Origin of the sequence: Paenirhizobium cremeum (genome assembly GCF_047553425.1) — a bacterium.
GTDB classification, from domain to species: Bacteria; Pseudomonadota; Alphaproteobacteria; order Rhizobiales; family Rhizobiaceae; genus Allorhizobium; species Allorhizobium cremeum.
Genome location: NZ_CP180218.1, coordinates 86196 through 112153, shown reverse-complemented (window position 1 = coordinate 112153; position 25958 = coordinate 86196). Strand labels below are relative to the sequence as shown.

23 protein-coding genes are annotated in these 25958 nt (G+C 63.6%); 9 read left to right on the top strand and 14 right to left on the bottom strand.

All coding sequences use genetic code 11. The annotated features are described in order from the left end of the window. Nucleotides 1–124: 124 nt before the first annotated feature. Together ACLBKR_RS20800 and ACLBKR_RS20795 are read left to right on the top strand one after the other, a co-directional pair. On the top strand, nucleotides 125–586 hold the full coding sequence (locus ACLBKR_RS20800; protein WP_113448049.1) for a tripartite tricarboxylate transporter TctB family protein: 462 nt from the start codon (nucleotides 125–127) through the stop codon (nucleotides 584–586). Between the two features lie 10 nt (nucleotides 587–596). Beyond that, nucleotides 597–2102, top strand: coding sequence for a tripartite tricarboxylate transporter permease (locus ACLBKR_RS20795; protein ID WP_112827044.1), 1506 nt, complete (start codon nucleotides 597–599; stop codon nucleotides 2100–2102). A gap of 183 nt (nucleotides 2103–2285) precedes the next feature. On the opposite strand, the gene ACLBKR_RS20790 is transcribed toward ACLBKR_RS20795, so the two are convergent. Continuing rightward, complete coding sequence (locus tag ACLBKR_RS20790) at nucleotides 2286–2969, bottom strand: glutathione S-transferase family protein (protein WP_113448048.1); 684 nt, start codon at nucleotides 2967–2969, stop codon at nucleotides 2286–2288. Between the two features lie 6 nt (nucleotides 2970–2975). Continuing rightward, on the bottom strand, nucleotides 2976–3692 hold the full coding sequence (locus ACLBKR_RS20785; RefSeq protein WP_113487063.1) for a class I SAM-dependent methyltransferase: 717 nt from the start codon (nucleotides 3690–3692) through the stop codon (nucleotides 2976–2978). Nucleotides 3693–3809: 117 nt separating this feature from the next. Between ACLBKR_RS20785 and ACLBKR_RS20780 the strand changes: the two genes are divergently transcribed. Further along, a complete protein-coding gene (locus tag ACLBKR_RS20780) occupies nucleotides 3810–4256 on the top strand; it encodes an Rrf2 family transcriptional regulator (RefSeq protein WP_113339830.1) in 447 nt (148 codons plus the stop codon). Nucleotides 4257–4352: 96 nt separating this feature from the next. Here the strand turns inward: ACLBKR_RS20780 and ACLBKR_RS20775 are convergent, their stop codons facing one another. After that, nucleotides 4353–5678, bottom strand: a complete 1326-nt coding sequence (locus tag ACLBKR_RS20775; protein ID WP_414902037.1) for an ATP-binding protein — start codon at nucleotides 5676–5678, stop codon at nucleotides 4353–4355. Nucleotides 5679–6014: 336 nt separating this feature from the next. Between ACLBKR_RS20775 and ACLBKR_RS20770 the strand changes: the two genes are divergently transcribed. Then, on the top strand, nucleotides 6015–6863 hold the full coding sequence (locus ACLBKR_RS20770; RefSeq protein WP_414902035.1) for a MipA/OmpV family protein: 849 nt from the start codon (nucleotides 6015–6017) through the stop codon (nucleotides 6861–6863). Between the two features lie 57 nt (nucleotides 6864–6920). Here the strand turns inward: ACLBKR_RS20770 and ACLBKR_RS20765 are convergent, their stop codons facing one another. The 3 genes from ACLBKR_RS20765 to ACLBKR_RS20755 all read right to left on the bottom strand — a co-directional run bounded on the left by ACLBKR_RS20765 (nucleotide 6921) and on the right by ACLBKR_RS20755 (nucleotide 12111). Next, nucleotides 6921–7643 (bottom strand): response regulator transcription factor, encoded by a 723-nt coding sequence (locus ACLBKR_RS20765; protein WP_112827040.1) that lies wholly within the window; start codon nucleotides 7641–7643, stop codon nucleotides 6921–6923. A gap of 164 nt (nucleotides 7644–7807) precedes the next feature. Then, entirely contained in the window at nucleotides 7808–10870 is a 3063-nt protein-coding gene (locus ACLBKR_RS20760; protein ID WP_113487065.1) for an efflux RND transporter permease subunit, read from the bottom strand. Beyond that, nucleotides 10867–12111, bottom strand: a complete 1245-nt coding sequence (locus ACLBKR_RS20755; protein WP_113466210.1) for an efflux RND transporter periplasmic adaptor subunit — start codon at nucleotides 12109–12111, stop codon at nucleotides 10867–10869. Before ACLBKR_RS20755 ends, ACLBKR_RS20760 begins: the two co-directional genes overlap by 4 nt. Before the next feature lie 406 nt (nucleotides 12112–12517). Between ACLBKR_RS20755 and ACLBKR_RS20750 the strand changes: the two genes are divergently transcribed. Further along, on the top strand, nucleotides 12518–13402 hold the full coding sequence (locus tag ACLBKR_RS20750) for a hypothetical protein (protein WP_414902031.1): 885 nt from the start codon (nucleotides 12518–12520) through the stop codon (nucleotides 13400–13402). Between the two features lie 117 nt (nucleotides 13403–13519). Here the strand turns inward: ACLBKR_RS20750 and ACLBKR_RS20745 are convergent, their stop codons facing one another. After that, nucleotides 13520–14251 (bottom strand): SDR family oxidoreductase, encoded by a 732-nt coding sequence (locus ACLBKR_RS20745; RefSeq protein ID WP_414902029.1) that lies wholly within the window; start codon nucleotides 14249–14251, stop codon nucleotides 13520–13522. Nucleotides 14252–14323: 72 nt separating this feature from the next. Between ACLBKR_RS20745 and ACLBKR_RS20740 the strand changes: the two genes are divergently transcribed. The 3 genes from ACLBKR_RS20740 (at nucleotide 14324) to ACLBKR_RS20730 (ending at nucleotide 17131) form a co-directional block, all read left to right on the top strand. Next, complete coding sequence (locus ACLBKR_RS20740) at nucleotides 14324–14953, top strand: TetR/AcrR family transcriptional regulator (protein WP_414902027.1); 630 nt, start codon at nucleotides 14324–14326, stop codon at nucleotides 14951–14953. 110 nt (nucleotides 14954–15063) lie between these two features. Then, nucleotides 15064–15978 (top strand): LysR family transcriptional regulator, encoded by a 915-nt coding sequence (locus ACLBKR_RS20735; RefSeq protein WP_414902025.1) that lies wholly within the window; start codon nucleotides 15064–15066, stop codon nucleotides 15976–15978. Between the two features lie 160 nt (nucleotides 15979–16138). After that, nucleotides 16139–17131 (top strand): MBL fold metallo-hydrolase, encoded by a 993-nt coding sequence (locus ACLBKR_RS20730; protein ID WP_414902023.1) that lies wholly within the window; start codon nucleotides 16139–16141, stop codon nucleotides 17129–17131. A gap of 154 nt (nucleotides 17132–17285) precedes the next feature. Here ACLBKR_RS20730 and ACLBKR_RS20725 read toward each other — a convergent pair whose 3' ends face one another. Beyond that, on the bottom strand, nucleotides 17286–18029 hold the full coding sequence (locus ACLBKR_RS20725; protein ID WP_113457495.1) for a glucose 1-dehydrogenase: 744 nt from the start codon (nucleotides 18027–18029) through the stop codon (nucleotides 17286–17288). A gap of 91 nt (nucleotides 18030–18120) precedes the next feature. On the opposite strand from ACLBKR_RS20725, the gene ACLBKR_RS20720 reads away from it, so the two are divergent. Next, nucleotides 18121–18699 (top strand): TetR/AcrR family transcriptional regulator, encoded by a 579-nt coding sequence (locus ACLBKR_RS20720; RefSeq protein ID WP_112827032.1) that lies wholly within the window; start codon nucleotides 18121–18123, stop codon nucleotides 18697–18699. On the opposite strand, the gene ACLBKR_RS20715 is transcribed toward ACLBKR_RS20720, so the two are convergent. The 6 genes from ACLBKR_RS20715 to ACLBKR_RS20690 are packed head-to-tail and all read right to left on the bottom strand — an operon-like array spanning nucleotide 18650 to nucleotide 25958. Further along, entirely contained in the window at nucleotides 18650–19438 is a 789-nt protein-coding gene (locus ACLBKR_RS20715; RefSeq protein WP_414902020.1) for a 4'-phosphopantetheinyl transferase family protein, read from the bottom strand. The genes ACLBKR_RS20720 and ACLBKR_RS20715 overlap by 50 nt on opposite strands. A gap of 58 nt (nucleotides 19439–19496) precedes the next feature. Beyond that, entirely contained in the window at nucleotides 19497–20402 is a 906-nt protein-coding gene (locus ACLBKR_RS20710) for an alpha/beta hydrolase (RefSeq protein WP_414902018.1), read from the bottom strand. Continuing rightward, complete coding sequence (locus ACLBKR_RS20705) at nucleotides 20395–21162, bottom strand: 2,3-dihydro-2,3-dihydroxybenzoate dehydrogenase (RefSeq protein WP_414902016.1); 768 nt, start codon at nucleotides 21160–21162, stop codon at nucleotides 20395–20397. Before ACLBKR_RS20705 ends, ACLBKR_RS20710 begins: the two co-directional genes overlap by 8 nt. Next, nucleotides 21153–25064, bottom strand: a complete 3912-nt coding sequence (locus ACLBKR_RS20700; RefSeq protein ID WP_414902014.1) for an amino acid adenylation domain-containing protein — start codon at nucleotides 25062–25064, stop codon at nucleotides 21153–21155. Before ACLBKR_RS20700 ends, ACLBKR_RS20705 begins: the two co-directional genes overlap by 10 nt. 3 nt (nucleotides 25065–25067) lie before the next feature. Further along, on the bottom strand, nucleotides 25068–25313 hold the full coding sequence (locus ACLBKR_RS20695) for a phosphopantetheine-binding protein (RefSeq protein WP_112827027.1): 246 nt from the start codon (nucleotides 25311–25313) through the stop codon (nucleotides 25068–25070). A 3-nt stretch (nucleotides 25314–25316) separates the two neighbouring features. Next, nucleotides 25317–25958 (bottom strand): isochorismatase family protein, encoded by a 642-nt coding sequence (locus ACLBKR_RS20690; RefSeq protein WP_414902011.1) that lies wholly within the window; start codon nucleotides 25956–25958, stop codon nucleotides 25317–25319.

Genomic DNA, 25958 nt, shown 5'->3' with positions numbered 1-25958 from the left:
GCCTTCGCCTGCATCCCCTCCCCCGGCGCAAGGCACCGGGGGAGGGGCTCGCCTGGATAAAACATCGACCCGCCGGCCATCGTCCCACACAGGCCGACCGCCGGGGGCAACTGCCGGGGACATCATGAACAATCCAACTTTCGATCGCACCAACCTCATCAGCGGGCTGGTTTTCATCGGCGTCGGCCTCTTCTTCACCATCCAGTCGCTGGGGCTGGAGATCGGCACCTCCTTCCGCATGGGACCGGGTTATTTCCCGCTGCTACTGGCGGTGCTGCTCATCCTTCTCGGACTGGTGATCCTCATCCAGTCCTTCCGCAAGCAGGGCGAGCCGATCGGCCCGATCGCCTGGCGCGGCATGCTTTTCATCCTGCCGGCGCCGGTCATCTTCGGCCTGACGGTGCGCGGCCTGGGTTTCGTGCCTTCGCTCTTCCTCTGCGCCTTCTTTGCCTGTTTCGCGTCGCATCGGATGAACGTGATGTGGGCTCTGATCCTGTCGCTCTGCATTACGGTCTTCTCGGTCGCAGTCTTCAGCTACGCGCTTGGACTGCCCTTCGAGCGCTTCGGCCCGTGGACACGCTTCTAGGAGGCTTGCGATGGAACTCTTCGACAATCTCGTTCTCGGCTTCGCCACCGCCGCAACCTGGCAAAACCTGCTCTTCTGCCTGATCGGCGTGCTGCTCGGCACGCTGATCGGCGTGCTCCCCGGCATCGGCGCCACGGCGACCATCGCCATGCTGCTGCCGATCACCTTCCAGCTTTCGCCCGTCTCCTCGCTCATCATGCTCGCCGGCATCTATTACGGCGCGCAATATGGCGGCTCGACCACGGCGATCCTCATCAACATGCCCGGAGAATCCTCCTCGGCGGTGACGGCGATCGACGGCTACCAGATGGCGCGCAAGGGTCGCGCCGGCGCGGCGCTGGCCACGGCCGCGCTCGGCTCTTTCTTCGCCGGCACGGTCTCGACCTTCCTGGTGGCGATCTTCGCCCCGCCGCTCACCGCAGTTGCGCTGCAGTTCGGTTCTGCCGAATATTTCTCGCTGATGGTCGTCGGCCTTGTCATGTCGGTCGCGCTCGCCCACGGCTCGATCGTCAAGGCGCTCGCCATGCTGATCCTCGGCCTGCTGCTGGGCCTGGTCGGCAACGACATCTTCGAGGGCACGCCGCGCTTCACGCTCGGCATCGTCGATTTCGCCGACGGGCTCAACTTCGTCGCGGTCGCGGTCGGCGTCTTCGGCATCGCCGAGATCCTGCGCAATCTCGAAAACGAGAAGTCGCGCTCGGTGCTGATGAGCCGGGTCGAAGGCCTCATGCCGACGCGGGAGGATTTCCGGCGCATGGCGGGGCCCGTCTTGCGCGGCACCGGCATCGGCTCGATCCTCGGCGTACTGCCCGGTGGCGGCGCCATCCTCGCCGCCTTCGCCTCCTATACGGTGGAGAAACGGCTGTCGCGCAATCCGAAGGAGTTCGGCCAGGGCGCCATCGAGGGCGTTGCCGGGCCGGAATCGGCCAACAACGCCGGCGCCCAGACCTCCTTCATCCCGCTTCTGACCCTCGGCATTCCCGCCAATCCGGTCATGGCGCTGATGATCGGCGCGATGATTATCCAGGGCATCGTCCCCGGGCCGAACGTCGCAACCGAACAACCGAGCCTGTTCTGGGGCATCATCGCCTCGATGTGGATCGGCAACCTGATGCTCGTCGTGCTGAACCTGCCGCTGATCGGCCTCTGGGTCCGGCTCCTGAAAGTGCCCTATTACGTGCTCTTTCCCATCATCATGGCCTTCTGTTCCATCGGCGTCTATAGCGTGAAGTCCAACGTCTTCGACCTCTATTCGGTCGCCTTCTTCGGCTTCATCGGCTATGTCCTGGTCAAGCTTCGCTGCGAACCTGCGCCGCTGCTGCTCGGCTTCGTGCTCGGCCCGCTGCTCGAGGAACACCTGCGCCGCGCCATGATCTTCTCGCGCGGCGACCCGACGACCTTCGTCACCCGCCCGATCAGCGCCGGCCTGCTTCTCCTCGCAACCCTCGTGCTCATCGTGGTCTTCATGCCGAACGTGCGGGCCAAGCGCGAGGAGGTATTCCAGGACGAGGAGTGAGCCTTCAGGCTTACTCGGAGAACGAGGCTGCCCCCCAGCCATCGGGACGCCGGTCGTCTGTCCGGACAACCGGCGTCCTGCTGCGGCATACCGGAGAACTCGTCTTACCGCGCGGATGGCTCGGAACCGTCGATCTCTGAGCTTCTGCGATTTTCGCAGACCTCAACCGGTCCGAAGCGCCGTTCAGGCGAAAATTTCCGTCTGCTCCATCAGACCGTATGCCTTGGCCCGCTGTTCCTCGGGATAGGGCGGCCGTGTGGCGCTGGGGCGTAGGCTGAAACGGTCGAACCACTGCTGCAGATCGATGCATCCGGGCGGGATTGGCACCGCATAGAAGTCGTTGGCGTATTGCAGCGTTGCAATCGCGACGCAGTCAGCGATAGTGACCCGCTCCCCGGCAAGGAACAGGCTTCCGGTCATCATTCTGTCGATTTCGCGCAGCCGAGCGAAATACCTGCCTGCGCAGATTTCGGCGACCTCCCGGCTTGAGCGCACCACACCGTGTCCGAGGCGGCTGCCGTGACGCGCCCAGAGCGCGAAAAATGTCAGCGCCTCGTCGAACATATGCATGAACTGGCGGACCTGAGCCCTCTCTGCCGGAGTGTTCCCGCGCATGTCCGGCTCCGGGACACGGTCTTCGATGTATTCGAGGATCGCCAGCGACTGTCCGATGACGGTGCCGTCGGCATCCCGAAGGATCGGCAGAGACCCCATGGGGGTGAGGGTCTTGACCTCGGGCGGGGGCACGCCGGCGAATTTGTCAGGCGCTTCGTATATCGTCACGGCCACATCTTTCGGCCGCTTCTCGGCCAGATAGATGTTCAGCCTTTGCGGATAGGGGCCGAAGGCGAAGTTGAAGAGCTCCATCGGCGATCACCCGGTCTCTTTTCCAGTTGCCTGCGTCATCGAACCGGAAGCGGTCATGACCCAGCCGCGAAACGAAAAGGCGGCATAAAACAGCGCCGGTTCCCGGAAGCCCGCCTGCCGAAAGCATTCTTCTTCCTCATCCGGCGAGAGGAGCGGCAGCCGCTCTGCCATCGCTCTTCCAGATGCTTCGGCCTTTCTGGGGTCCGGGTTTACGCCTCCGGCGAAGGCCGCAGACCGCGCCAGCCAGGCTTCCGCCTGACCGTCGACATTCGCGTGATGGGCCGCGACAAAGACACCGCCCGGCTTCAGACGCTCGCGGATTTCCCGAAGGGTCTGAAGCCGCTCGCCTTTGTCGAGGAAGTGCAAGGTAAGAAGGCAGGCTGCTCCGTCGAAGGGACCGGAAGGCGCGTCAACGGCCGTACCGAGAATGAGATCTACCCGCCCGGCGCAGGCCGAGGTCGTATCTCGGGCAATCTCCAACATGGCCGGGGACGGATCGACGCCGGTAAATCGCCAGGCCGGTCGTGCCCGCGCCATTTCCCGTATCTCCAGCCCGCCGCCAGCGCCGACGACCAGCATATGCGCAGCATCGGGCGCCTGTTCCGCGAGAAGCAGCGTCGTCATTTTGTGCAGGTCTGCGAGACCGGGCACCTTGCCTGGCGTTTCGCGGACGTAGGCGCTCACGGAGGCCGGGTTCAGGAAAGTGCTGAGATTGCCGTTCATGATGCGCCCTCTTATGTATCAGATGAAGATGCATAACATGCGCTGGTATCACGCATCAACAACTGTTACATGACTTCACGACATAGCGAGAGGAGACCGCGTCGGCGGAGGCAGGCGATGAACAAGGACACGAGGCTATCGGACGTACTGCATGTGCTCCTGCATCTGGCGCAGACCGAGGCGCCGTTGACCTCGGAGGTTCTGGCGGTCAGCATGGGCACCAATCCCGCGGTGTTTCGCAGGACTATGGCCGGCTTGCGCAGGGCGGGCTACGTCACGTCCGGCAAAGGGCATGGCGGCGGCTGGCGCCTGGCCCGGCCCCTCAAGGAGATCTCGTTGCTTGCCGTCTACGAAGCGCTAGACCGGCCCACGCTCTTTGCCATCGGTTCTCGCAGCAGGCATCCGGATTGCATGATCGAGAAGAGCGTGAATGCGGCTCTCTCCGATACGATGCTGCGCGCCGAAAGCCTGCTCCTGGAGCGGTTTGGAACGGTCACCCTGGATCAGTTGATGCCGCAGCGTTCAAAGGCTCCGTCGGAAGATTGCGGAAAAAAGGTCCTGTGATCTGAACTCTTCAAACCCCGCCGTTTCGGTCAGAGTTTCCGGTGCATTTTCCGGCTGGAAGGAGCGAACGTAAGAGCCGGTGAACGCAGCGGTCGGTTAGCCGGAGGGTAGTTCCAGGCGAACATGCAGCCCGTGGGGCTGCCGGTCCAGAAGTTGCAGACGACCGCCATGGGCCTGAACGATCTCGGCCACGATCGGCAGGCCGAGCCCGAAGCCGTCATTCGGTCCATTTCGGGCGGCATCGGCCTTGAAAAAGGGCTCCAGCACCCGCTCCTTGTCCTGGCCGGAAATGCCCGGGCCGTCGTCCGATATGTCGATCGCCACGCCGTCCCTTTCCTGCTGGAGCTCGACCGAAACCGAACGACCGAACTTCGTGGCGTTGTCGCAGAGATTGGTTATCGCACGGGTCAGGGCGAGCGGCCGGCAATTGACCGTGAGCCGGTTCGGGCCCCGGTACTCGACATTGAAGCCGACATCGGCAAACTCATTGCAGACGGTCTGGACAAGGCTGGCTATGTCCGTCCGCTCGATGCTCTCCTGGCGGTGATTGTCGCGAAGATAGTCCAGGCTCTCGGTCAGCAGGCCGTCGATGCGACCGATATCCGACAGCATTGCATCCCGGGAGGCGCCTTCCGGCAAGTTTTCCGCGCGCATCCTCAGCCGGGTGAGCGGTGTTCGCAGATCGTGGCTGATCCCCCTCAGCATCCGGGTCCGCGATTCCATCATCACGGATATGCGGTTGTGCATGCTGTTCAGCGCCTTCGCGACGACAACGATTTCCCTGCTGCCGCGCTCCTCGAAAATCGGAGCGTCGTTGCTGAGGTCCGCATTGCCAGCCGCATGCGCGATGCGGCGCAGCGGAAGCAGGATCGACCAGATGGCGAATGAGGAGAAAAGGAACACCAGCGTGAGGATCGCCACGACATAATAGGTCCCCTGGCCGATGAAATCGGTAATCAGCAAGATGTCGTCGGTCGCAACGGTCGAAACAATCATCGACGTATCGTCGACCTGCATGGCAACCACGCGTCTGTCACCGAGAAACGTACGCCAGCCTCCGAGCGGAACTGTCCAGTCATCCGGCGGGAAGAGCCATTCGACGACCCTGTCGGAGAGGCGCTCCCCTTCGGACGCTCCGGCAAATTGCATGCTCAATAACAGCGGCTCGAGCGTCATGTCCCAGCCGGAACGCCGGGCGGCCTCGACAATGGCCTCCCGCTCGGTCGGTGTCGCGACCGCCAGAATATCGGCCACCGCGCGGAGCCGGTCGGCAAGTTGCTCGATGTCGGGCGTATGGTAGTCGTCGCGGAGCCAGCGCTCGACGATGGGTGCGGCCGTGACGACGATCAGAAGCGCCAGAACCACGATCACGGCAATCTGCGCGTGGATCGTCCTGAGGGTGAAGAGCAGGCGCATTTTCATGAAGGCTCCATCCGACTGTCCCCGAGCTGCCACGCTTTTCCCTGATCCGCGGAACTGCGTCGGCCCTTTCTTTTTTCTGCAATTCCGGACGCAGCACCGCGACGCACCTCCAGTGGAACTGCTTTAGCACAGGCAGAGCATATCGGCTTTGCCGGAAATATTACGTTTCATGTCCACCCTCCCGCCCGCGGCCGTCACTCATGGCAAGAGCCGCGCAACAAACCGCAACATAATGACACCCCGCAGAAGCCGCTCCTGTGAAAACTGGTGGTGTCAAACCTCTCGCCTGTCGGCCACCCCAACCTCAGGCTGAATAACCCCAATTCTGGAGCAAACATGTTTCTCGTCCGACAGAACCACCTGCGCGTTTCGTCCTTCGCGCTCTCTACCGCCCTGGGCATAACGGGAATGGCAGCAGGCGCGTTTGCCGCAGATCCCTCCGAGCCGGAGCCGCCGCAGGACATGGCATTCGACAACGCCCGCATGACCAACGAGCCGGTGAAGCCCGACTGGAGCCTTATTGTCGGCGGAGGGGGGATATACGAGCCGGAATACGAGGGCAGCGATGAGTTCAAGATCAGCCCCGTGCCCTTCGTGGTGTTCACCTATGGCGAATGGCTCGAAATCGACCCGAGCGGAGTGACCGTGACCCCCCTTCGCTACGGAGACTTCGCCCTGTCTGCCAATGTCGGCTATGAACCCGGCCGGGACGACAGCGATCATGCCGACCTGCGCGGCTTGGGCGATATCGACTTTGCCGCGACGCTCGGGGCGAAGGCGAGCTATGAATGGGGGCCGGTGGAATTCTATGCCGCCGTCGACCAGACGCTCGGCGGAAGCGAAAGCCTCATCGGCACGGTCGGCATCGGATATTCGGCACCGGTGACGGAACGGCTCATCCTGGAGGCGAATGCCGAAGCCATTCTTGCAAACGACAAACACATGGAAGCCTATTTTGGCGTGAACGCGGCCCAGTCCGCAGCCTCGGGCTTGCCCCAGTACAAGGCCGAAGCAGGCCTCAAGCGCGTCGAAGTTTCCGTCGCCGCGACGTATCTCTTGAGCGAGAACTGGCTGATCCGCGGTCAGGCGGGCCTCGGCATCCTGACCGGCGATGCCGCCGACAGCCCGATCGTCAAGGAAAAGCTCCAGCCATCCGCGCAACTTTTCCTCGGATACAAGTTCTGACGATCGGCATGCCAGGACTGCGCTGTGGCCGGGAGCCCCGCTCCCGGCCATTTTCGTTCATACCTCCTCGACCGCCGCCGTGAATGTGTAGCCTCCGAGCCTCACGGTCTGCAGCAGCGCCGGCTCGCGTGGGTCGACCTCGATCTTCTGGCGCAGACGGCTGATATGGACATCGATGCTGCGCTCGATCGGTCCGGCAAGTCCGGCATGGGTGAGCGACAGCAGTTCCTCGCGGGTGATGACCCGCCCCGGATTGCGGCAGAAGGCCAAAAGCAGATCGAACTCGGTGGTGGTGAGCGCCACACGGGCATTGCTTGGATCGTGCAACTGGCGACGAAGCGGGTCGATCTGCCACCCGTCAAACCGCAGTTTGCGCTGGCTGTTCGTCGAAACCAGGCCGTAGGAGGCGCGTCTCAGAAGGCTTCGCACACGGGCGACGACTTCCCTCGGACTGAAGGGCTTGGTGACATAGTCATCGGCGCCGACTTCGAGGCCGACGATCCTGTCGACCTCTTCGCCGAGCGCCGTCAGCAGAATGATCGGAGTGGTCTTTTCGGCGCGAATTCTCCGGCAGAGCGTCAGGCCATCCTCGCCGGGCAGCATGACGTCGAGAATAATCAGGTCGAAGCTATTGTTGCGCAGAAGCGATTGCATGACATGACCGTCCTCGGCGACCGTCGGTGTCATGCCGTTCTCCCGCATCGTCATGGCAAGAAGCTTGCCGATTTCGGGATCGTCCTCGACGATCAATATCTGTGCGTTTGCCGCTGATGGCTGCATGTCTGACTCCCTCGACTGTCATTACAGCATGCATTCCACGAATGCGTCCATTGTTTCGGTTCGTTACGTTTTGTTGCGACGCATCCACGGAAGAAGGGGCCGGGCCACGCAGGCCCGACCCCTTCCCGTTTGCATTGCCTGCAATCGGCTGCGCGCTTAGCGCCTTAGGCATCGGCCGGCTGGAGGAACGGCCTGACGCTTCGGGCAATGCGATCGCCAAGATTGGAGACAATGAGATGGAGCGAGGGAATGACGATCAGCGACAACAGCGTGGATACGAGCAGTCCGCCAATCACCGCGATTGCCATCGGAGAGCGGAATTCTCCTCCGTCTCCCATCCCGAGGGCGGAAGGCACCATGCCACCCGCCATGGCGAGCGTGGTCATGATAATCGGCCTCACTCTTTCGCTGCAGGCTTCGACGATGGCCTCGAACCGAGGCAAGCCATGGGCCTCCCGCTCAATAGCGAAATCCAGCAGCATGATCGCATTCTTCGTGACGATGCCCATCAGCATCAGGATGCCGATGACAACCGGCAAGGACATGGCATTGCCGGTGAACAGAAGACCCGCCGCAACGCCGCCGATTGAAAGCGGGAGCGATGCAAGAATGGTCCAGGGTGCGAGCAGGCTGCCGAACAGCAGGATCAGGACGACCAGAACCAGCATGATCCCCGATCCCATGGCAACGGCGAAGCTCTCGAAAACGCTGCCCTCGGTGTCGGAATCGCCCGTTGCCTGGATGCGCACCCCATCGGGAAGGTTCTTGACGCTTTCGAGCTGCAAGAGCCGCTCCATGCCTTGTCCTGACGTCGTGCCGGAGGCCATATCGGCACCGATCTCAACGAGGCGGCTGCGATCCGAACGTTCGATTGCGGAAACCGTCTCGTCGAAACTGGCGTTCACGACCGCCGTCAGCGGTATGCGCGTTCCATCCGCACTCGCGACCGTCAGCAGTTCCAGCCTGCCGAGATCGTCGCGCGACTGCCGGTCGATGACGACGCGGATGGGGATCTGTCGGGCGCCGTCGAGCAGGCTTGGCAGACGGCTATCGCTGTCGCCGACGGTCGATACCCGAATGAGGTCGGCGATCTCGGTGGGGGAGACACCGAGCATGGCCGCCTTGTCGGACTGCACCTTGAAGCGGAGTTCCGGCCGCATCGCGGCATTCTCCGCCGCCGGCCCGATGAACATGGGGTCCGTCGCCATTTCGGTGACGATCCTGTCGGCGGCAGCCTGCACCTTGGCGCCGTCGGTCCCGAGCACGGCGAACGACATGTCGCGCCCGCCGCGGCTGTTCAGGAAGCGGAACTTGATATCCGTCATGGAGGCGAGCCGGTTTTCCATGTCGGCCTCGATCTCGAAGGATGACCGCGAACGCTCCGACTTGTGCGTGAGATCGATCAGCACGGTGGCATAGCGAACGTCCTGCTGACCCGACATGCTGGAGCCCGCCTGGACAAATACGCCCTCAACCTCCTCGAAGCCGAAGATACGGCGGGACACGTCGTCGGAGACAGCACGGGTCTCCATGAGGGTCGCACCCGGCGGAAGCTCGATGGTCAAGGTCAGCTGGCCGGTATCCTCCTCCGGCAGGAAGGCCGTTGGAACCGACAGCAGCGCCACCATGGCAAGGGCAAAGGATGCAACCGCGGCTCCGACGGTCATCCATCGCCAGCGCAGACTGAACCGAAGCAGCCGCTCATATGTCGCGACAAAGAATCCCTTGGGCGCCTCGACCGGAGGACTTCCTGTCATGAAATACGCCGCCAGAATAGGGGTGATAAGCCGCGCCACCAACAGGGAAAAGAAGACGGCAATGGCAACCGTCAGGCCGAACTCGCGGAAATACAGACCGACGACGCCGCTCATCATTCCCACCGGCGCGAAGACGGCGATGATCGTGGCCGAAATCGCAATGACCGCCAGACCGATTTCGTCGGAAGCATCGAGAGCGGCCCGATAGGCCGATTTACCCATGTTGCGGTGACGCACGACATTCTCGATTTCGACAATGGCGTCATCGACCAGAATACCTGTGACCAGGGTGATTGCCAGAAGACTGAGAATGTTCAGCGAGAAGCCGAGAAACTCCAGCGCGAAAAAGGTGGGAATGATGGACAGGGGAAGGGCCACCGCGGCAACGACCGTCGCGCGCCAATCCCTGAGAAACAGGAACACGACGACGATGGAAAGGATCGCGCCTTCGACAAGCGTGTGCATCGCCGAACTGTAGTTGCCGGCTGTATAGGCGACATTGTCGTTTACGAGGCGGAACCCGACCTCGACATGGGCAGCCTGGAGGTCTGCGACGGCGGCCGCAACCGCGGCCGCAACGGAAACGTCGCTGGCCCCTTGAGTGCGGTAGACGGAGAAACCGACGACATCGCTGCCATCGAGCGTCGCGAAGGATCGAGCTTCCGCAATGCTGTCCTCCACCTGGCCGAGGTCTCCCAGGCGGACCGATGCGTCGGAGGAAAGGGCAATGCGCTGATCCGCAAGATCGGAAACGGTTCTGGCCGCGGCCATCGTCGTCAGCGCCTGCTCGCGGCCGCTGACGTCGCTGCGACCGCCCGAGGCGTCCACCTGGGACTGAAAAAGGGTGTCGTTGACCGTCTTCGCGGAAAGGGAGAGTGCATGAAGCCTGTCGGCATTGAGCTCGATACGGATTTCGCGATCGGCGCCGCCGACCCGGTCGATGCGTCCGACCCCGGGCAGACCCTGAAGATGCCGGGAGACCACATCGTCCACGAACCAGGAGAGTTCAGCAACGGTCATGTTCCGGCTGGCGACCGCGTAGGTCACCACAGACTGCCCCTCCTCCTCGACCCGTTCAATGATGGGTTCGTCGATGGTTGGCGGCAGATCGGCACGCACCCTGGCAAGTGCATCGCGCACATCGACCATCGCCTGGTCGGGCGTAACCTTGCCCACTTCGAACTCGACCGAGGTGACCGAGCGGCCCTGGTCGATCGTCGACTTGAGCTCTTTCAGCCCCGGCAGGGAAGCGACCGCATCCTCCACCAGCCGCGTAACCTCCGTTTCCAGTTCGGTCGGCGTTGCCCCGGACTGTTCTATGGTGACTTTGACAAGAGGCGTGACGATGGTCGGGAAATAGGTCACCGGCAGGCGCGAGAAACTGTAGAGGCCCACGACCGTCAGGATGACGAACAACAGGATGGAAGGCAGCGGTTTGCGGATTGCCCAGGCCGACAGATTGGCGTTCATCGACGAACTCCTTCCGCATCGGCCGGTACGACGACTTCCGACAGCTCGCGCGGCACACCGCCCTCGACCGAGGCAAGCACGGGGGTCACACGATCGCGATCCCTGAGGAAGCCGCCTGCCTTCAGCACGACCATCTCGCCATCGCCGAGACCGTCCAGGATTTCGACGAGATTGTCCCGCTGCACGCCCACCTTGACGTTGCGCACCGAGACAAGATCGTTCCTGACGACGTAGACGCTGCTTATCCCGCCGGCGCTTTTGACGGCCGTTCCCGGCAGCAGAACATTGGATCGCGTCCCGGTATCGACCTCGCCGCGGGCATAGGCGCCCGGGACCAGCCACTCATCGCTGTCGAGTTCGATCCTGACCGAACCGCTCCTCGTCTTCGGTTCCAGCCGCGCGGCGGTCAGTCTCACCGTGCCGGACACCGGCACATCGAGGCCGGGCACGGCAATCCGGGCCGCCATGCCTTCCTTCAGCCGAACGAAATTGCCGTCCGTCACCTCCGCCACAAACTCGATCGCGCCGTCGCGCGCTATGGTAAAAAGAGGGTCGTCTGAACTGGACGGCACGGCGCCGAGGCGGGCGCGGCGATCGAGTACGACGCCGGCGCTCGGTGCCCGGAGGGTACAGCGCTCCAGCGTCAGCTCGATCTCGCGTCGCTCGCTCGCTATGATCCGCTCATCCGCTTCGGCCAGAGCAAGCGACTGGCGGGCCAGAGCGAGTTCGGCGACCGCGCGGTCATAGGCGTTCTGGTGCTCCTCCAGCGTCTGATCCGAGACGGCTCCCTTGGGCTGAAGGGAGCGGCTTCGCTCAAGCTTCTTCCAAGCCTCCCGCTCGCTCACCAGAGTGATGTCGACCTTGCTTCTTTCCGCGGCGATGGCCACCTTGGCGCGCTGCATGCTGACGGCATTCTTGTCCAGCGCCAACAGGGTATCGGCGGCATCGAGAAGCGCCAGAGGCTTGCCGGCCTCCACCCGCTCACCGACCTCGACCAGAATCTGTTTGATCTCCCGCCCCTCCAGAGAGGAATGGACCTGGATTTCCTCGCGCGCGGCGAGCGTACCGACCACAGCGATCTGCTCTGTCACCGGCGCCTCGCGGGCGACGACCACCGTCACCGGCATTTGCTCTACCGCCCCTGCCGACGCTGCATTCGTACCGGCGACAGCAAAGCAGGCAACCGCGGCGCCGATGGTTCGCCAGGCAACAAGCCGACCCGGCCACGTTTTCCCATGCATGAAACGACCTCTTCGTTGGCCTGCGGAAAAATCACGAGCCGCAGACGATCTCAAACCCGACCCTAAAGATCAGGCCGGGGAATGGCGTTTCATCCTGTTGCTATTTGTTGCGGGCACTTCCCGGGAAAAATACCGGGACATCGGCTTCTGCATGAAGGCGTTCGTGTAGAAGGATGCCGGTGGAAACCGGTTCCATCAGCCGCGGCGGATGTTCCGATGCGACGACGATCATTCGATGAGGGCGGTCCGGGTCACTTTGACGTCATCATCCTCTGGCTAGCTGCCCACTTCGAGGCAATGAGGATCTGACGTGCAAACCCGACTGTGCCTGACCTGTGACGACACCGCTGCCGGATATCTGAAGGCAGTCCATGCGACCTCCTCGCCCCGGCCGGAGATCGTTCCTTTGTCTGCCCGGCTGATCCGCGCGCCGATCGCCTCGGCGCAACCGAAGCACGGCCTTCCTCCGGGAGGCGGGAAGACTTTGCTTCCTCCCGCTGTCGAGCCCGACATCGCGGGCGTCTTCTCTCGATTGGGTGAGGTCGAGCGCTGCGAGTTCTACATCGATCCGGACCCCAACAGCCAGCTTCTGATGACGCTGCTGCTCACCCGGGCGCTTGCCGCCGGCATCGAGCACCGCAGGCTTTTTCTCGTGCATGCGCCTGCTCGATGGGGCCAGGTGGACGCCAGCACCCCACCTGAGCGAGTAGCATCGCCGACACAGGCGGAGGAACGGCATCTGAGCGCGGCGGCGTCTTTTTGGTCAGCCTATTGCGCCCCTACGCCGGAGGCCTGGCTTGGCCTGCGGCACCAGGATATGGCTCTTTTCCCGTTTCTGGAAAACGCAAGGGACGCGCTGCTGGACGACCTGCCTCGACGGGATACGGGGCTCGGAGCATGCGAAAGGCTGGCGCTTGAGACCATCGGCATCGAGGGCGCCAAGGTGAACGAGTTGTTCGGCGCGTTTTACCGGGAGCCGGCAAGGCTCATCGACCTGCCGCAGATCGTCTCCCTGCTCGGCTCGCTGGCGTCCGGCGCGGCTCCGCTCATTGATGGGTTGGAAGGGCGCCTCGGCGCTGACGACGTCCTCGAGGACGCCGATGCGTGTGACAGGTTTCGAGAGAGCCGCGTGCGGTTGACGGATGTCGGCCATAAAATCCTCGCCGGCGAACTGGATTTCGTCAAAACGCACGGCATCGACCGCTGGTGGGGCGGAACACGCCTGACGGGACGTAAATGCTGGCGATGGGATCACCGGACACGATCGCTCGCGCATCCAGCGGAAGACTAGACGGCGGACGCGCCTTCGCCGGGTTGGCGTCTCGCAGCGGAGGGGAGGCTGTTTTCCGCGGCGGTGGCAGCGAGCTGCATCATGTGGGCCGGCAGTGCCAGCCCACATGAACCATCGTCACCAGGCGACGGGACCGTCCGGCGCCACAAACCGGCCGGAGACGGCGTCGGCACCGAGCAATGCGTACTCGACAGGCAGGCGTGCGCCTTCCTCGGGCGTCATGAAGCCATTGCCGCCCGTCAGATCCGTCTTCACATAACCCGGTGCGACCGAGTTGACGACGATGGGGGTGTTCTTCAGCTCTGCCGCCATTTGCACCGTCAGCATGTTGAGCGCCGCCTTGGAGGCGTTGTAGCCCATCAGCCGGGCCTCGTAATAGGGAGACGTCGGATCGCCATTGACGGCCAACGATCCAAGGGTCGTGGACAGGTTGACGATGCGTCCGGCCTTCGATCGGCGCAGCAGCGGCAGCATGGCCTGCGTCACGGCAAGCGTGCCGAGGAAGTTCGTCTCCATCAGCCTTCGCGCCGCAGCAACCGTTGCGACGGTCGGCGGTCCGTCTTCGGCGTCGACGACGCCGGCATTGTTCACGAGGATGTCGAGCCGGCCATGTCTTGAGGAAATCGCGGCGGCGGCGGCTGTGATCGTCGCCTCGTTGTTGAGATCGACCTCGATAGCTTCCACCGCCAGTCCCGCCTGAACCAGCTCGCCGGCGGCAGCCTGTCCGCGTTGCAGGTCGCGGGCACCCATCAGCACGGTCACACCGGCCTTTGCGAGTTGCCGCGCGATTTCAAGCCCAATGCCTTTGTTGGCACCTGTCACAAGCGCAATTCTATTCGTATCAGTCATCGCATGTCCTTCGGATATTGGCGAAACACGCCGCTCAATATATGAAGGATCATTCGTTTTCGGGATTCGCATATGGATGTATCGCCGCCTCGCCATCTGAAGGCCCGCAAAAAGCCGCGTCAGACGCGCGCAATGTCGACGGTCGACGCCATTTTCGAGGCGACCATTCAGGTTTTGATCGGCGAGGGAACGCACCGGCTGACCACCACGCGCGTGGCCGAGCGCGCCGGTGTTTCGGTCGGCACCATGTATCAGTATTTTCCGCACAAGCAGGCTCTGCTCTACGCGCTCAACGAGCGTTATCTCGACCGACTGGCGGAGCGTGTGGAAAAGGCCTGCCTCGCACAACACGGCAAGTCGACGAAGGCGATGATAGAGGCGCTCGTCACCACCTACTGGGAGGCAAAGACCGAGCGAAGCGACGTGACCCGCGCGCTCTACAGCTCTGCGGTCGAACTGGACAACGAAGCGCTGATCGAGGCTTTCGCCAGACGCATGGACGCGGCGACCATAGCCATGCTGCAGAGCGCTCCGACCGCGAATTATGCCGATATCGACCTCGTGAACGTGACGCTGCTGTCTGTCATTTTCGGAACCGTCAGGAACGTTTTCGAACGCAACCTGCCCGCGCCGGAACAGATCGCAATCCGCAAACAGCTCATCGTCATGTGCCTTGCCTATCTCGATATGTCCGGCGGGTAGCCGAGTGCGCTTGCAAGGCGCCGGGACGCATCCTAACAGAAATCAACATTCGGCTCGATCTGAGGTGTCGCAGCATTCGCTGCGGAGCCGTCAAGGCTGAGGAGGCACTGATGCTTCGCGACATGAGCGATACTTTGGCGTTTATCGAGGTGGTCCAGCGAGGAAGTTTTACGGCTGCGGCAGACAGCCTGAGGACGTCCAAGGCGCGCCTGAGCAAGAAGGTTCAGGACCTGGAGCAAAGGCTGGGGGTGAAGCTCCTCCATCGCACGACGCGCAATATCCGTCTGACGGAGGCGGGCTCCATCTATTTCGAGCGTTGCCAGGAACTCGCCCGCCTTATCGGCGACGCCGAGAGCGCCGTCGAACAAGTGCACGGCAAGCCCTCCGGATGGTTGAGAGTGACCGCACCCCACTGGTTGGTCACCAAGGCTATCGCCCCGCTGCTGGTCGGCTTTCGGGAAGCCTATCCCGAGGTCAGGCTCCAGCTGCTGCTCGACCACGAAGTAAAAAACATCGTGCACGAGGACATCGATGTGGCATGCCGCCTCTGGAACGGTCAGATGCCGGATTCCAACCTCGCCGCTCGTCGCCTGGCCGATCTTCAGACAGGTCTCTACGCTTCCAGGCGGTATCTCGAACGGCATGGAGTTCCACAACACCCATCGCAATTGAAAGACCATGATTGCCTCGTGACCCAATTGTTTTATGGCCGCCCCTACCACTCATGGCCACTTGCGACAGAGGGCGAGGTTGTCGATTATCCGATCAATCCGGCGATCGTTGCGACAGATCCGGAAGCATTGTTCGAATTCCTGGTCAGAGGACAAGGGATCCAGCTTACCAATCCTTACCTGGTTCAAGCGGCGGTCGTGTCCGGCGAGGTCGTGCGCATTCTCCCCGAATGGTCCGGGCCCAGCGCCACGTTGTACGCCGTGAGAGCCGGCGGCCGTGTCCAGCCCCTCAAGGTGAGGGCGTTTATCGACTATCTGGCGGAGCATCTCGAGGAGACATTGCAGGCACAATGAGACGGACAGCCGTGCCCTGCCGATTGTAGCCAGATTCTTGACAGCGCGATCCGACTTGGCGACCTAATCACACGGGCCGCTCCAGCCTACTTTCCTTCCGCAAGCGCCGCATCGTTCATTATTGAACTTTTTCGCGGCGGAAATCGATGAAGGAATTGTCATGGACAACATTACAAGACGAAACGTCCTCAAGGCGGCTTCTGCCCTGGCGACCGTCGCCGCCGTTACGGGCGCCCCCTCCCTCACCCTCGCGGCTGCTCCGAAGCAGGGCTTTCAGGCGCCCGGCTTCTACAGGATGGCGCTCGGCGATCTCGAAATTACGGCACTGCTGGACGGCACTCTGCCCCTTCCGCTTCCCGAGATGTACCGTGGCGTCACCGCTCAGGATGCCGCCGAACTGCTGCGCGCGGCTTTCCGCGACATCCCGACGGATACCTCCGTCAACGCCTTCCTGGTCAACGACGGAAAGCGTCTCGTAATGATCGACGCCGGAACCGGGGCCTATCTGGGCAAGGAGGTCGGACATCTGGCGTCCAATCTCGAAGCGTCGGGTTACAGCGCCGCGCAGATCGACCATATCATCCTGACCCATGTCCATACCGACCATTCCGGCGGTCTGGTCCGCGATGGAAAAGTGGTCTTCGAAAACGCAACCGTGCATGTTCCCGAGCGGGAACTGGATTTCTGGTTGAAGACGCCGGCGGATGCGCGACCTGCGGGCCTGAACCAGCAATTGTTCAAGGAAGCGGAAGAGTGTTTGCGCCCATACCTGCAGCGCGGCAAGGTCGAAAGCTTCAAGGACGATCAGGAGGTCATCGCGGGTTTCCGTTCGATCCTGCGCCCCGGACATACCCCCGGCCATAGCTCCATCGTGGTCGAGAGTGGCGGCAAGAAGCTGGTGTTCTGGGGGGATATCACCCACGGCGACATCGTTCAGTTCAAGCAGCCGGAGGTGACGATCGAGTTCGATGTCGACCGCCCCAGCGCGGTAAAGTCCCGCAAACAGGCTTTCGCCGAAGCGATAGCGGAAGGATATCTTGTCGCCGGCGCCCACATCGCGTTCCCCGGCATCGGCAACGTCCTGCAGGATGGCCAGCAATTTGACTGGATGCCGGTGAACTATTCCGATGGAGAAGCCGGGGTTATCAAGTAAACCTCGGCAAGGCCCCGGTTTCGCCCGACACGATCGGCGGCCACCGTGAAAATTCCAGCGTGAAAATTCCGCCGCGAAACTCCGACGCTTACGAGGGAGTTTCGCGGCGAACCCGTTCGAAGGTTTCGCGAGGTCACGAGACCGCTATGCCTTTTCAGACCGCCACGAAGCCGCCATCGACAAACAGCTCCTCCCCGCCGACGAAACTGCTTTCGTCCGATGCCAGAAACAGAACCGCCTTGGCGATCTCCTCGGTCTCGGCGAGCCTGCCGAACGGAATGGCCTGCTGCATCCATTCCTCGGCACCGGCATTGTTGCGAAGATAGGTCTTCATGGCCGGTGTCTGAACCATGCCGGGGGAAACGACGTTCACACGAATGCCCCGGCTCTTGAGATCGGTCGTCCATGTTCGAGCGAAGGAGCGGATCGCCGCCTTCGTGGCACTGTAGACGGACAGGTTTGCGAAGCCCTTGGCTCCCGCCCCCGACCCGGCCAGCACGACGGCGCCACCGGCAGACATCAGCGGCAGAGCCTTTTGAACGGTGAAGACCGTGCCCTTGACGTTGATGCCGAAGACACGGTCGAAATGATCCTCTTCAATGGCGCCGATCGGCGCGGACTCGGACACGCCGGCATTGGCGAAGACCACATCGACACGGCCGTGGTCACGCTTGACCTGCGCATAAAGCCTGTCGAGCGCTGCAGGCTCGCTGACATCGCCCTGAACGCCAACGGCACCGTTGCCGATTTCCTCAAGCGCCTCGTCCAGGCGTTCCTGCCGCCGTCCCGTGACATAGACATGGGCGCCTTCCGCGGCGAACAACCTGGCTGTCGTCAGCCCTATGCCGTCCGTTCCGCCCGTGATCACCACGACCTTGTCCTCAAATCGTTTCGTCATGCCGTTCGCTCGCTTTCGCATTAAGTGGAAGATTGCTCCATTTACTATATGGAGATAAACTCCACTTACAAGTGACAGTGAGGCAGATTTTTTGGCTGAGGAGACCCCATTGCGCGCCGATGCGCAGCTGAACAAGGCAAGAATCCTTGCCGCAGCCGAAGAAGTCTTCATGGAGCGGGGCGCGGGCGTTTCGCTGGATGAGGTCGCAAAGCGCGCCGGGGTCGGGATCGCGACGCTTTATCGCCGCTTCCCGACGCGGGAAGACTTGCTCGCCGCAGCCTATAGCGCCCGATTCCTGGCTTTCGCCGAGGCGAGCCGCGTCCGGGCAGGCGCTCTCGAACCCTTGAACGCCCTGCGCGCCTACCTCGAGGAACTCGTCCGGTATTCGAATGTCTATCGCGGTTTTGCGGCGTCTCTCGGGACGGTTCTGCAGATCGGAACGCCCGGCTGCCGCGCAACCAGCGAGGAAGGTTCCCGACTTCTGCATACGGCGCAGGAGGCGGGCGCCGTTCGGCCAGATATCAGCTTTAACGACATAGTCTGCGTGGCGACCGCGATATCGCTCGCGACCGAGCACGACAGTTCGCCGGAAGCGCGCATCGCACATCTGGTGAGTATATTCATCGATGGGATCGTCGAGCGCCAGGTCTCCCACGATCGCCGGCGATAACGTCCAGGGACACCCGTTCCGCGCTCCGCACCGCAAGCGCGAGCCGATATCCGGCGCAGGGCAGAAACTCGAAAAATCGCCAGATGCCGGAATTGCCTGACACGCCGGGATCACCTTCCTGCGGCAGGAACGTCGCGCGCAGAGGATCGAGCTGGAAGGCGGGAGAGTCGAGACGTCCGGAGAGGCCTTCCCCGGTTGCCTTGAGATAGGCCTCCTTCAGTGTCCAGAGTCGGAAGAATATCGAGCGGTATTCAAGGCCCTCAGCTTTCGCAAGCATTGCGCGTTCGCCTGGCGCGAACCGTGCGGCCACAGCCGGGGGTACGTCGCCGTCGCTCGCCTCGACATCGACGCCGACGGGTACGCCCGCTATCGCGCAGGCGACCAGGCCGCGGGTGTGCGAGATATTGAAGTGAAGCCGCGGTCGACGATGAACGGCCGCAAACGCCGGTTTGCCGGTGGGACCGGTCTCGAATGCCCACGCCCTCGGATCGCCGCCGAGGGCTTCGCTCAGCATCAGGCGCAGCAGCGCGTGGGCGGCAACGTAGGCGGCCCTGTCCGCGCGATGGCGAAAGCGCGTTGCCCGGTCCTGTTCAAAAGCGCTCAGAAGCCCGGACCACCTTTCGATCGGCTGCGTTTCGATATCCTCGGTCCGCAGCCACCGCAGCCGCACGCTCCCCGGATCAAGCGGGGTCGCCGAAGGCGGGCTGTCTTTGCCGATGTGTCCTGCCGTTCGGCGCAAGCGACCCGCCTCCCCTTCCGCTGCCGGCATCGCGGGCGCCCCTTGCACAAACGGCCGTTCAATCGCCTTCGTGAAAGGCAAACCGCAGGGCGCGCGGCAGGCAGGTGATGAGCGAGCTCGAATGCTCGCCGCCGTCCTCGATATCGCAGCGCACGGTCACGCCGTCGCCATAGGCCTCCCCGATGTGCTCGGAAAAGGCCCGTACATTGCCGATCATCGCCCGCCGGCGGCGAAGAGACGTATAAGAGGCGTTCGCCGCGAGGTCGGCCTGCCAGGGGGCCGGCTCCTCTTCCCATTGGCCGACCGTCAGATAGGCCCGAAAGCGGCCGTCGAAGGACGCTTTCCGACCGGCGAGACGGCCAAGCATCGCCTCACGCCCCCACCAGATGGAGGGACTGACCGCCAGGAATGCCCGGAAAGATTGCGGCCGCTGACAGAGCCAGTCGAGCACGAGATATCCGGCAAGCGAATGGCCGAGCAGGGCGGACAGATCTTCCCGGACGGGAAAGGTCGACCGGATGAAGGGCTTCAGCCGGTTTTCGACGAAATCGATAAAGGCCGCCTGCCCGCCGTGGCAGGTGCTCGCCTGCCATCCGGCATCGTCGATTTCGGGAGGACCGCGGGTGAAATCCTCGTAGCGGCGGTCGAGATCATAGTCCGGGCCGTCCGGGTAGCCGATGCCGACCACGACCGCCGGACGGATGCCGCTCGCCTTCGGACGACGCGAGAGCCGTCGCAGCGTCTCCACGACAAGAAGGAAATCGGCGTTCGCATCCAGCAGGTAGAGGACCGGAAAGCCGCCGGGCGGAGGCTCCACCGCCGGCACATGGACATAGATCTCATGGTTCCGGCCATCGGCGCCCGGCAACGGAAAATGCTCGCAATCCGGAACGAAGAGGCTTCTCGCGGCAAGCGCGCCATTTTCGAGCGCCTGGAAGCGCATGTTTTTCTTGTTTTCAGCCACGCAGCGTCGCGCCTCCATCCACATAGAGATCGGCCATGGTGATGTGCCCGGCCTGGTCGGAAAGAAGAAACAGCACCGCGTTTGCGATATCCTCGGGCATGGCGAGTTTCTTCAGCGGAATGCCGGTCCGATAGCTTGCGAGATCGCCCTCGATGACCCGCTCCTGCGAGGCCGGCGTGGTCCACATGCCGGTCTGCATCGGCGTGAGCGTCGAGCCGGGTGCAACGACGTTGCAGCGGACGCCGTGCTCGGCCACTTCCAGACCGAGGCACCGGACGAACATGGTGGCCGCCGCCTTCGAGGCGGCATAGGCCGCCATGTTCTTCCGCGGAATGCCGGCCGCATTCGACCCGACGACGACAATGGAACCCTGCCTGCGTTCCGCCATGCGGGCGGCGAGCGCCTGGCATACGAAAAAGGCGCCGTGGCAGTTGACGTCGAAAACCCGGCGCCAGACGTCACCCTTAAGATCGGCAACGGGCGTCGTATCGAGGATGCCGGCGACGTTCACGCCGAAGTCGAAACCGCCCATCTCCGTCTCCGCCTCGGCAATCACGCGCTGCACGGCACGCTCGTCGCTGATGTCGAGCGCCGAACCCCGCACCGGACCTTCCGCAGCGCTCCAGGTCGGTTCAGCCTGTCTGTCCGTCGCGAAAACCCTTACTCCCGATGCGACCAGTCCATCGACCACGGCACGGCCGATCCCCCCGGCCGCGCCGGTCACGAACGCCGCCTTGCCTGCCAGTCCCGTCAATTGCATCCGCGATCCTCCCGCGCCGCCATTTCCGCGGCAAGAAGCGGTGCGACCGCCTCCACCGCCGCCGCCGCCGTCAGCTCCGCATGGATGAACGGCACCCGGTACTCCCTCACCGCTCCCGCATAAGCTCGCCAATCCGCCGGCGAGAGCGGCCTTTTCCCGGAAGGCGCTGCGGCCACATGCAGAATTGTACCGGGATAGGTTTCGTGAACATGAGCGCGCACGAGGCGGTTGTTGCCACACACCACCCGCACGATGCCGTCGAAGGCCGACTCCGGCAGCGCTGCGAACGGGCTTTCCTCACGACGGAGAAAATCCGCGACCGCATCCCGTGTCATGGGCAGGTCGGCAAGCCGGTCGGGGTCATGGCCTGCGATGGCGAGAAGCGCCTTCAGTCCGGCGTCGGGACCCGGGTCCGGCTCGTTGCGCCAGCAGTCCGCCGGATAGGAATCGAGCATGACGAGGCATCCGACGGTATGGCCCGAGCGGACGAGCGCGTTTGCGACCGCATGGGCGATGATACCTCCGACCGACCAGCCGCAAAGATGCACCGGCCGGGCACCCGCCACCTCCGCTATGCGTCGGGCATAGGCGCGCGCCATGGCCTCGAGGCTTTCCGGTTCGGGATGGCCGGGATCGAGTGCATCGGCCTGGATACCCCAGACCGCACGTTCGGCGGCAAGTGCGCGCGCGTAGCCGCCATAGCACCAGGCAATGCCGCCGGCGGGGTGGATCATGAAGAGCGGCGGCGCGTCGTTGTCGGTGGCGTTGAGCCTGATGAGCGGCTGCAATCCGTTGTCGGCCGCCCTCACCTCGCCGTCGAGGTGGGCGGCAAGCCGCCTCACCGTCGGGTGGCGGAACAGGGTACCGAGCCCGATATCGCGACCGAAGAGGCGACCGAGCTGTTGCACCGCGCGCACCGCCAGCAGCGAATGGCCGCCGATAGCGAAGAAGTCGTCGTCGCGGCTGATCGGTTCATCGGGTTCCAGGAGGGTGGCGAAGAGATCCGCAACGATCTGCTCGGAGCCGGGCAGCGGAGGTTCGCCCTGCCCCGCGGAAAAGTGCGGTGCCGGCAGCGCCTTGCGGTCGAGCTTGCCATTGGCGGAGAGCGGCATGGCGGGAAGGTGGACGAGCACCGCCGGCACCATGTAGTCGGGCAGGAGGTTCTCCAGATGCCGGCGCAATGCCGCCTCCTCGACCGCGGGCGAGGCAACGTAGTAACCGACGATCCGCTTGTCCGCCCCCGCCCGATGCAGGATCACGACGGACTGGGTGACGTGCGGATGGGAGAGGATGGCGGCCTCGATCTCGCCGAGTTCGATCCTGAGGCCGCGCAGCTTGATCTGGTTGTCGAGCCTGCCGAGATAGTCGATGGCGCCGTCCGGTCGCAGCCGCGCCATGTCGCCCGTATCATACATCCGCTCGCCAGCATGGAAGGGGTCCGGCACGAAACGTTCGGCCGTGAGGTCTGCTCGCCCGACATATTCACGGGCAAGCTGCACTCCGGCGATATAGAGCCGTCCTGCGACACCCGGCGGCACCGGCCGCAGGCGGGCGTCGAGGACGTAGAGACGGGTGTTCCAGACGGGCAGGCCGATCGGGACGGGATTGGAACGATCGTCGGCAGACGCCGCCCAGTAGCTGACGTCGACCGCGGCCTCGGTCGGGCCGTAGAGATTGTGGAGTTCGGCGGAAATCTCCCTATGAAAGCGGTCCCGCAGATCCGCCGTCAGTTCCTCGCCGCTTGCGAAGACGCGCCGCAGCGAAAGGCCCTGCGCCTTGGGTTCCGAGAGGAAGGCCGAAAGCATCGACGGCACGAAATGCGCGGTCGTCACGCCGTTCTCCCGGATGAGGCGTGCAAGCCATTCGGGGTCCTTGTGCGCCTCCGGCGGCGCCATCACCAGGGTCCCGCCCGCAAAGAAGGAGAGGAAGAATTCCCAGACTGAAACGTCGAAGGTCATCGGCGTCTTCTGCAGGATGACGTCATCGGTCGAAAATCCATAATGCTCCTTCATCCATTCCAGCCGGTTGACGATCGCGCGGTGTTCGACAAGCACCCCTTTCGGCTCGCCGGTCGAGCCCGAGGTGAAGATCACATAGGCCGCATCACGGGGATCGACGGCCGGCAACAGATCGCTGGATGGCTCGCTTGTCCAGGCGGAAGGGGCAAGCACCGGCACATCTCCCAGCACTGCGCCCTCGGGCGCGAGCGCGAGGACCGGCATGCCGCGGGCGAGCATGCGTTCGATCCGCTCGGCCGGATGGGAAAGATCGACGGGCATGTAGGCGGCGCCACTCCGCAGGATGGCGACGAGCCCGATCAGGAGTTCCGATGAGCGCGGCAATGCCATGGCGACCCGACGGTCGGGACCGGCTCCGGCTGCGATCAATTGCCGGGCGAGTGCTGCCGAGCGGCAGTCCAGTTCGGCGTAGCTCAGGCTTTCGCCGTCGAAACGAAGCGCCTCACGCCCGGCATGCCGGGTGAAGGCTCTTTCGATCACCTCCACGAGCGTTAGGGGCTCCACCGCATGGCCGGTGTCGTTCAGCGTTCCGATCAGCCATGCGGCTTCGGCGTCCGTCACCGTCGGGACATCGGCAAGCGTTCCGTCGGCGAGTGCGGTTTCGACCGCCCGGTCGAGAAAGTGCAGGAAGCGTTCCGCATGCGCACGGACCTCCGCCATGCCGTAGAGGTCCGGATTGGCGTCGATCTCGACCGACAGGTTCGCCCGCATAGGGTCGCCACGGAAGGAGAAGGTGATGTCGTCGACGGGGCCGGTTCCGAGCCGCTCCACAGTGACCGTGGCGCCGTCGAGCCTCAGATCCTCCTCGTAGGGCAGCACGTTGACCAGCGGACCGAACAGCCGCCGCTGGCCACCGCCGAGGCCGAGATCGCGACGGACATGCTCATGGCGATAGCGCCCGTGGCGACGCGCCGCCGCAAGCGTCGCGGCGGCCGCGGCGAGCCAGTCACCGAGGCGCCGGTCCTCGTCGATCTTCAGGCGCACCGGCAGAATGTTCATCAGCATCAGCGGCACGCGCGCCGCCGGCGAACCGAAACGCCCCATGAAAGTCGCGCCGACCGTCACATCCTGCTGCCCGACGAAACGGGCGTAATAGGCCGCTACCAGGGCGGTCGCAATGTCGCTCCAACCCGTTTTCAGAGCGATCGACAGATCGCGCAGCCGGTCAGACAGCGCCACCGGCACGGGCTGCGTCTCATGATGATAGCTGTGGGCGGTGAGAGCCTGTCCCGGCTTGATGCCGGCCACCTCCGGCATGTCCCTCAGGGCGTCGGTCCAGAAGCTGCGATCCTCGGCATATTGCGGCGAGCGCCCGTAAAGCCGGTCCTGCTCCAGCGCGATCTCGAGGGGGGAAAGCGCCGGGCCTGCGTCCGCCGCGCCACGGTTATAAAGCTCGGCCACCCGCGAGAGGACGAGATGGACAGCAAAACCGTCGGCGATGACGTGGTGAAGCCGCACATACCACCAGAAGCGGTTTTCGCCGAACCGATAGAGCCGGAAGAGGGCCGGGCTCTGCCGGGCGAGATCGAGCGGCGTTTCCATGTCGCGCCGGATATCGCTGCGGGCGACGGCGGCCGGATCGGCCTCTTGCGATAGGTCGACGATCGAAAGCGGCGGCTCCGCGCTGGCCTCGACGATCTGCCGGTTGTCGTCAAGAATGCGTAGCGACAGGCTTCCGGCTTCCGCATGGACCTTTCCGACGGCACGGGTGAACCGCTCGACGTCGAGCGCGCCGCAGATCTCCATCACCTGGCCCGTGTTGAAGACGGGATTTTCCGGATCGAGGGCCTGGGCAAACCACAATCCGCGTTGGGCCTCGCCGAGCGGATGGACTTCCGGAGCGGCGGAGTTGTCGGAACGCACGATATCGGCCGAGGATGCCATGGCTCAGGTCCTTTCCATGTCCTGCTGCCGCGCGACGACGGCCCACCAGCCGGCGAGCGTGACGTCGGCTGCGAGTTGGGAGAAGTCGAGCTTGAGGCCCTTCTGTTCCCAGGAGAGGACGAGCGCCATCGCCCTCATGGAGTCGAGCCCGAGGTCCATCAGATTGTCGGCGTCGCCGATCTCGGAAGCATCGACATGGATCATCCGGGCGATGTCCCGGCGAAGCGTCTCCATGGTGAAATCGGTCATGGCTTATGCTCCCCCGATCTCTTGAAGCGCACGGGTAAGCCCAAGCGGCACCGCAAACGTGCTTGCGGCATAGGCGAGCGCCATATCGTGCTTCTCGCGGGAGAAATCCGCGAGGCAATCGGCGACGAGGAAGGGCTCGATGTCCCGCTGGAAGGCATCGGCAGCGGTCAGCGTGCAGCCGATATGGGCGTAGACGCCGCAGATGAGCAACTGGCCCCTGCCCCGAACGCGCATCAGATGGGCGAGATTGCTGTGCTGGAAGGCGCTGTAGCGGTGCTTGACCAGCACCGTGTCCCCCTCCTCGGGTGTAAGGCGCGCGTCGATGTGCTGGTGCTCCGGCGCGCTCGTCATGCCGGGTCCCCAGAGGTCGGCCTGAAGCCCGCGGTCGCGCCGGTCCTGATTGCCGTTCTGTGCCGTGTAGAAGACCGGAATGCCCTTGGCACGGCAGGCGCGCCCGAGAGCCCGGATGTTCTCGACCACCGGCGCGATCGGTGCAGCATCGGCGGCAAAGGCGCCGATGAAGTAGTTCTGCATGTCGTGGATCAGCAGCGCGGCGCGCTGCGGCTCGAGCCGCCACGGCGCACGCGCGGTCGGAAGCTCGTCGTCGCGGGGAAGGTCGTAAGGCGCAATCCTCGGCAGTCCCAT

Excerpts from the sequence above, each read along its gene's own strand:
- ACLBKR_RS20780 (WP_113339830.1), top strand. The coding sequence starts at position 3,810 with ATGAACAAGGACACGAGGCTATCGGACGTACTGCATGTGCTCCTGCAT.
- ACLBKR_RS20735 (WP_414902025.1), top strand. The coding sequence starts at position 15,064 with ATGCTTCGCGACATGAGCGATACTTTGGCGTTTATCGAGGTGGTCCAG.
- ACLBKR_RS20705 (WP_414902016.1), bottom strand. The coding sequence starts at position 21,162 with ATGCAATTGACGGGACTGGCAGGCAAGGCGGCGTTCGTGACCGGCGCG.
- ACLBKR_RS20695 (WP_112827027.1), bottom strand. The coding sequence starts at position 25,313 with ATGACCGATTTCACCATGGAGACGCTTCGCCGGGACATCGCCCGGATG.
- ACLBKR_RS20790 (WP_113448048.1), bottom strand. The coding sequence starts at position 2,969 with ATGGAGCTCTTCAACTTCGCCTTCGGCCCCTATCCGCAAAGGCTGAAC.
- ACLBKR_RS20725 (WP_113457495.1), bottom strand. The coding sequence starts at position 18,029 with ATGACGAAACGATTTGAGGACAAGGTCGTGGTGATCACGGGCGGAACG.
- ACLBKR_RS20690 (WP_414902011.1), bottom strand. The coding sequence starts at position 25,958 with ATGGGACTGCCGAGGATTGCGCCTTACGACCTTCCCCGCGACGACGAG.
- ACLBKR_RS20745 (WP_414902029.1), bottom strand. The coding sequence starts at position 14,251 with ATGACTGATACGAATAGAATTGCGCTTGTGACAGGTGCCAACAAAGGC.
- ACLBKR_RS20800 (WP_113448049.1), top strand. The coding sequence starts at position 125 with ATGAACAATCCAACTTTCGATCGCACCAACCTCATCAGCGGGCTGGTT.
- ACLBKR_RS20730 (WP_414902023.1), top strand. The coding sequence starts at position 16,139 with ATGGACAACATTACAAGACGAAACGTCCTCAAGGCGGCTTCTGCCCTG.
- ACLBKR_RS20775 (WP_414902037.1), bottom strand. The coding sequence starts at position 5,678 with ATGAAAATGCGCCTGCTCTTCACCCTCAGGACGATCCACGCGCAGATT.
- ACLBKR_RS20795 (WP_112827044.1), top strand. The coding sequence starts at position 597 with ATGGAACTCTTCGACAATCTCGTTCTCGGCTTCGCCACCGCCGCAACC.
- ACLBKR_RS20700 (WP_414902014.1), bottom strand. The coding sequence starts at position 25,064 with ATGGCATCCTCGGCCGATATCGTGCGTTCCGACAACTCCGCCGCTCCG.
- ACLBKR_RS20760 (WP_113487065.1), bottom strand. The coding sequence starts at position 10,870 with ATGAACGCCAATCTGTCGGCCTGGGCAATCCGCAAACCGCTGCCTTCC.
- ACLBKR_RS20765 (WP_112827040.1), bottom strand. The coding sequence starts at position 7,643 with ATGCAGCCATCAGCGGCAAACGCACAGATATTGATCGTCGAGGACGAT.
- ACLBKR_RS20740 (WP_414902027.1), top strand. The coding sequence starts at position 14,324 with ATGGATGTATCGCCGCCTCGCCATCTGAAGGCCCGCAAAAAGCCGCGT.
- ACLBKR_RS20755 (WP_113466210.1), bottom strand. The coding sequence starts at position 12,111 with ATGCATGGGAAAACGTGGCCGGGTCGGCTTGTTGCCTGGCGAACCATC.
- ACLBKR_RS20785 (WP_113487063.1), bottom strand. The coding sequence starts at position 3,692 with ATGAACGGCAATCTCAGCACTTTCCTGAACCCGGCCTCCGTGAGCGCC.
- ACLBKR_RS20770 (WP_414902035.1), top strand. The coding sequence starts at position 6,015 with ATGTTTCTCGTCCGACAGAACCACCTGCGCGTTTCGTCCTTCGCGCTC.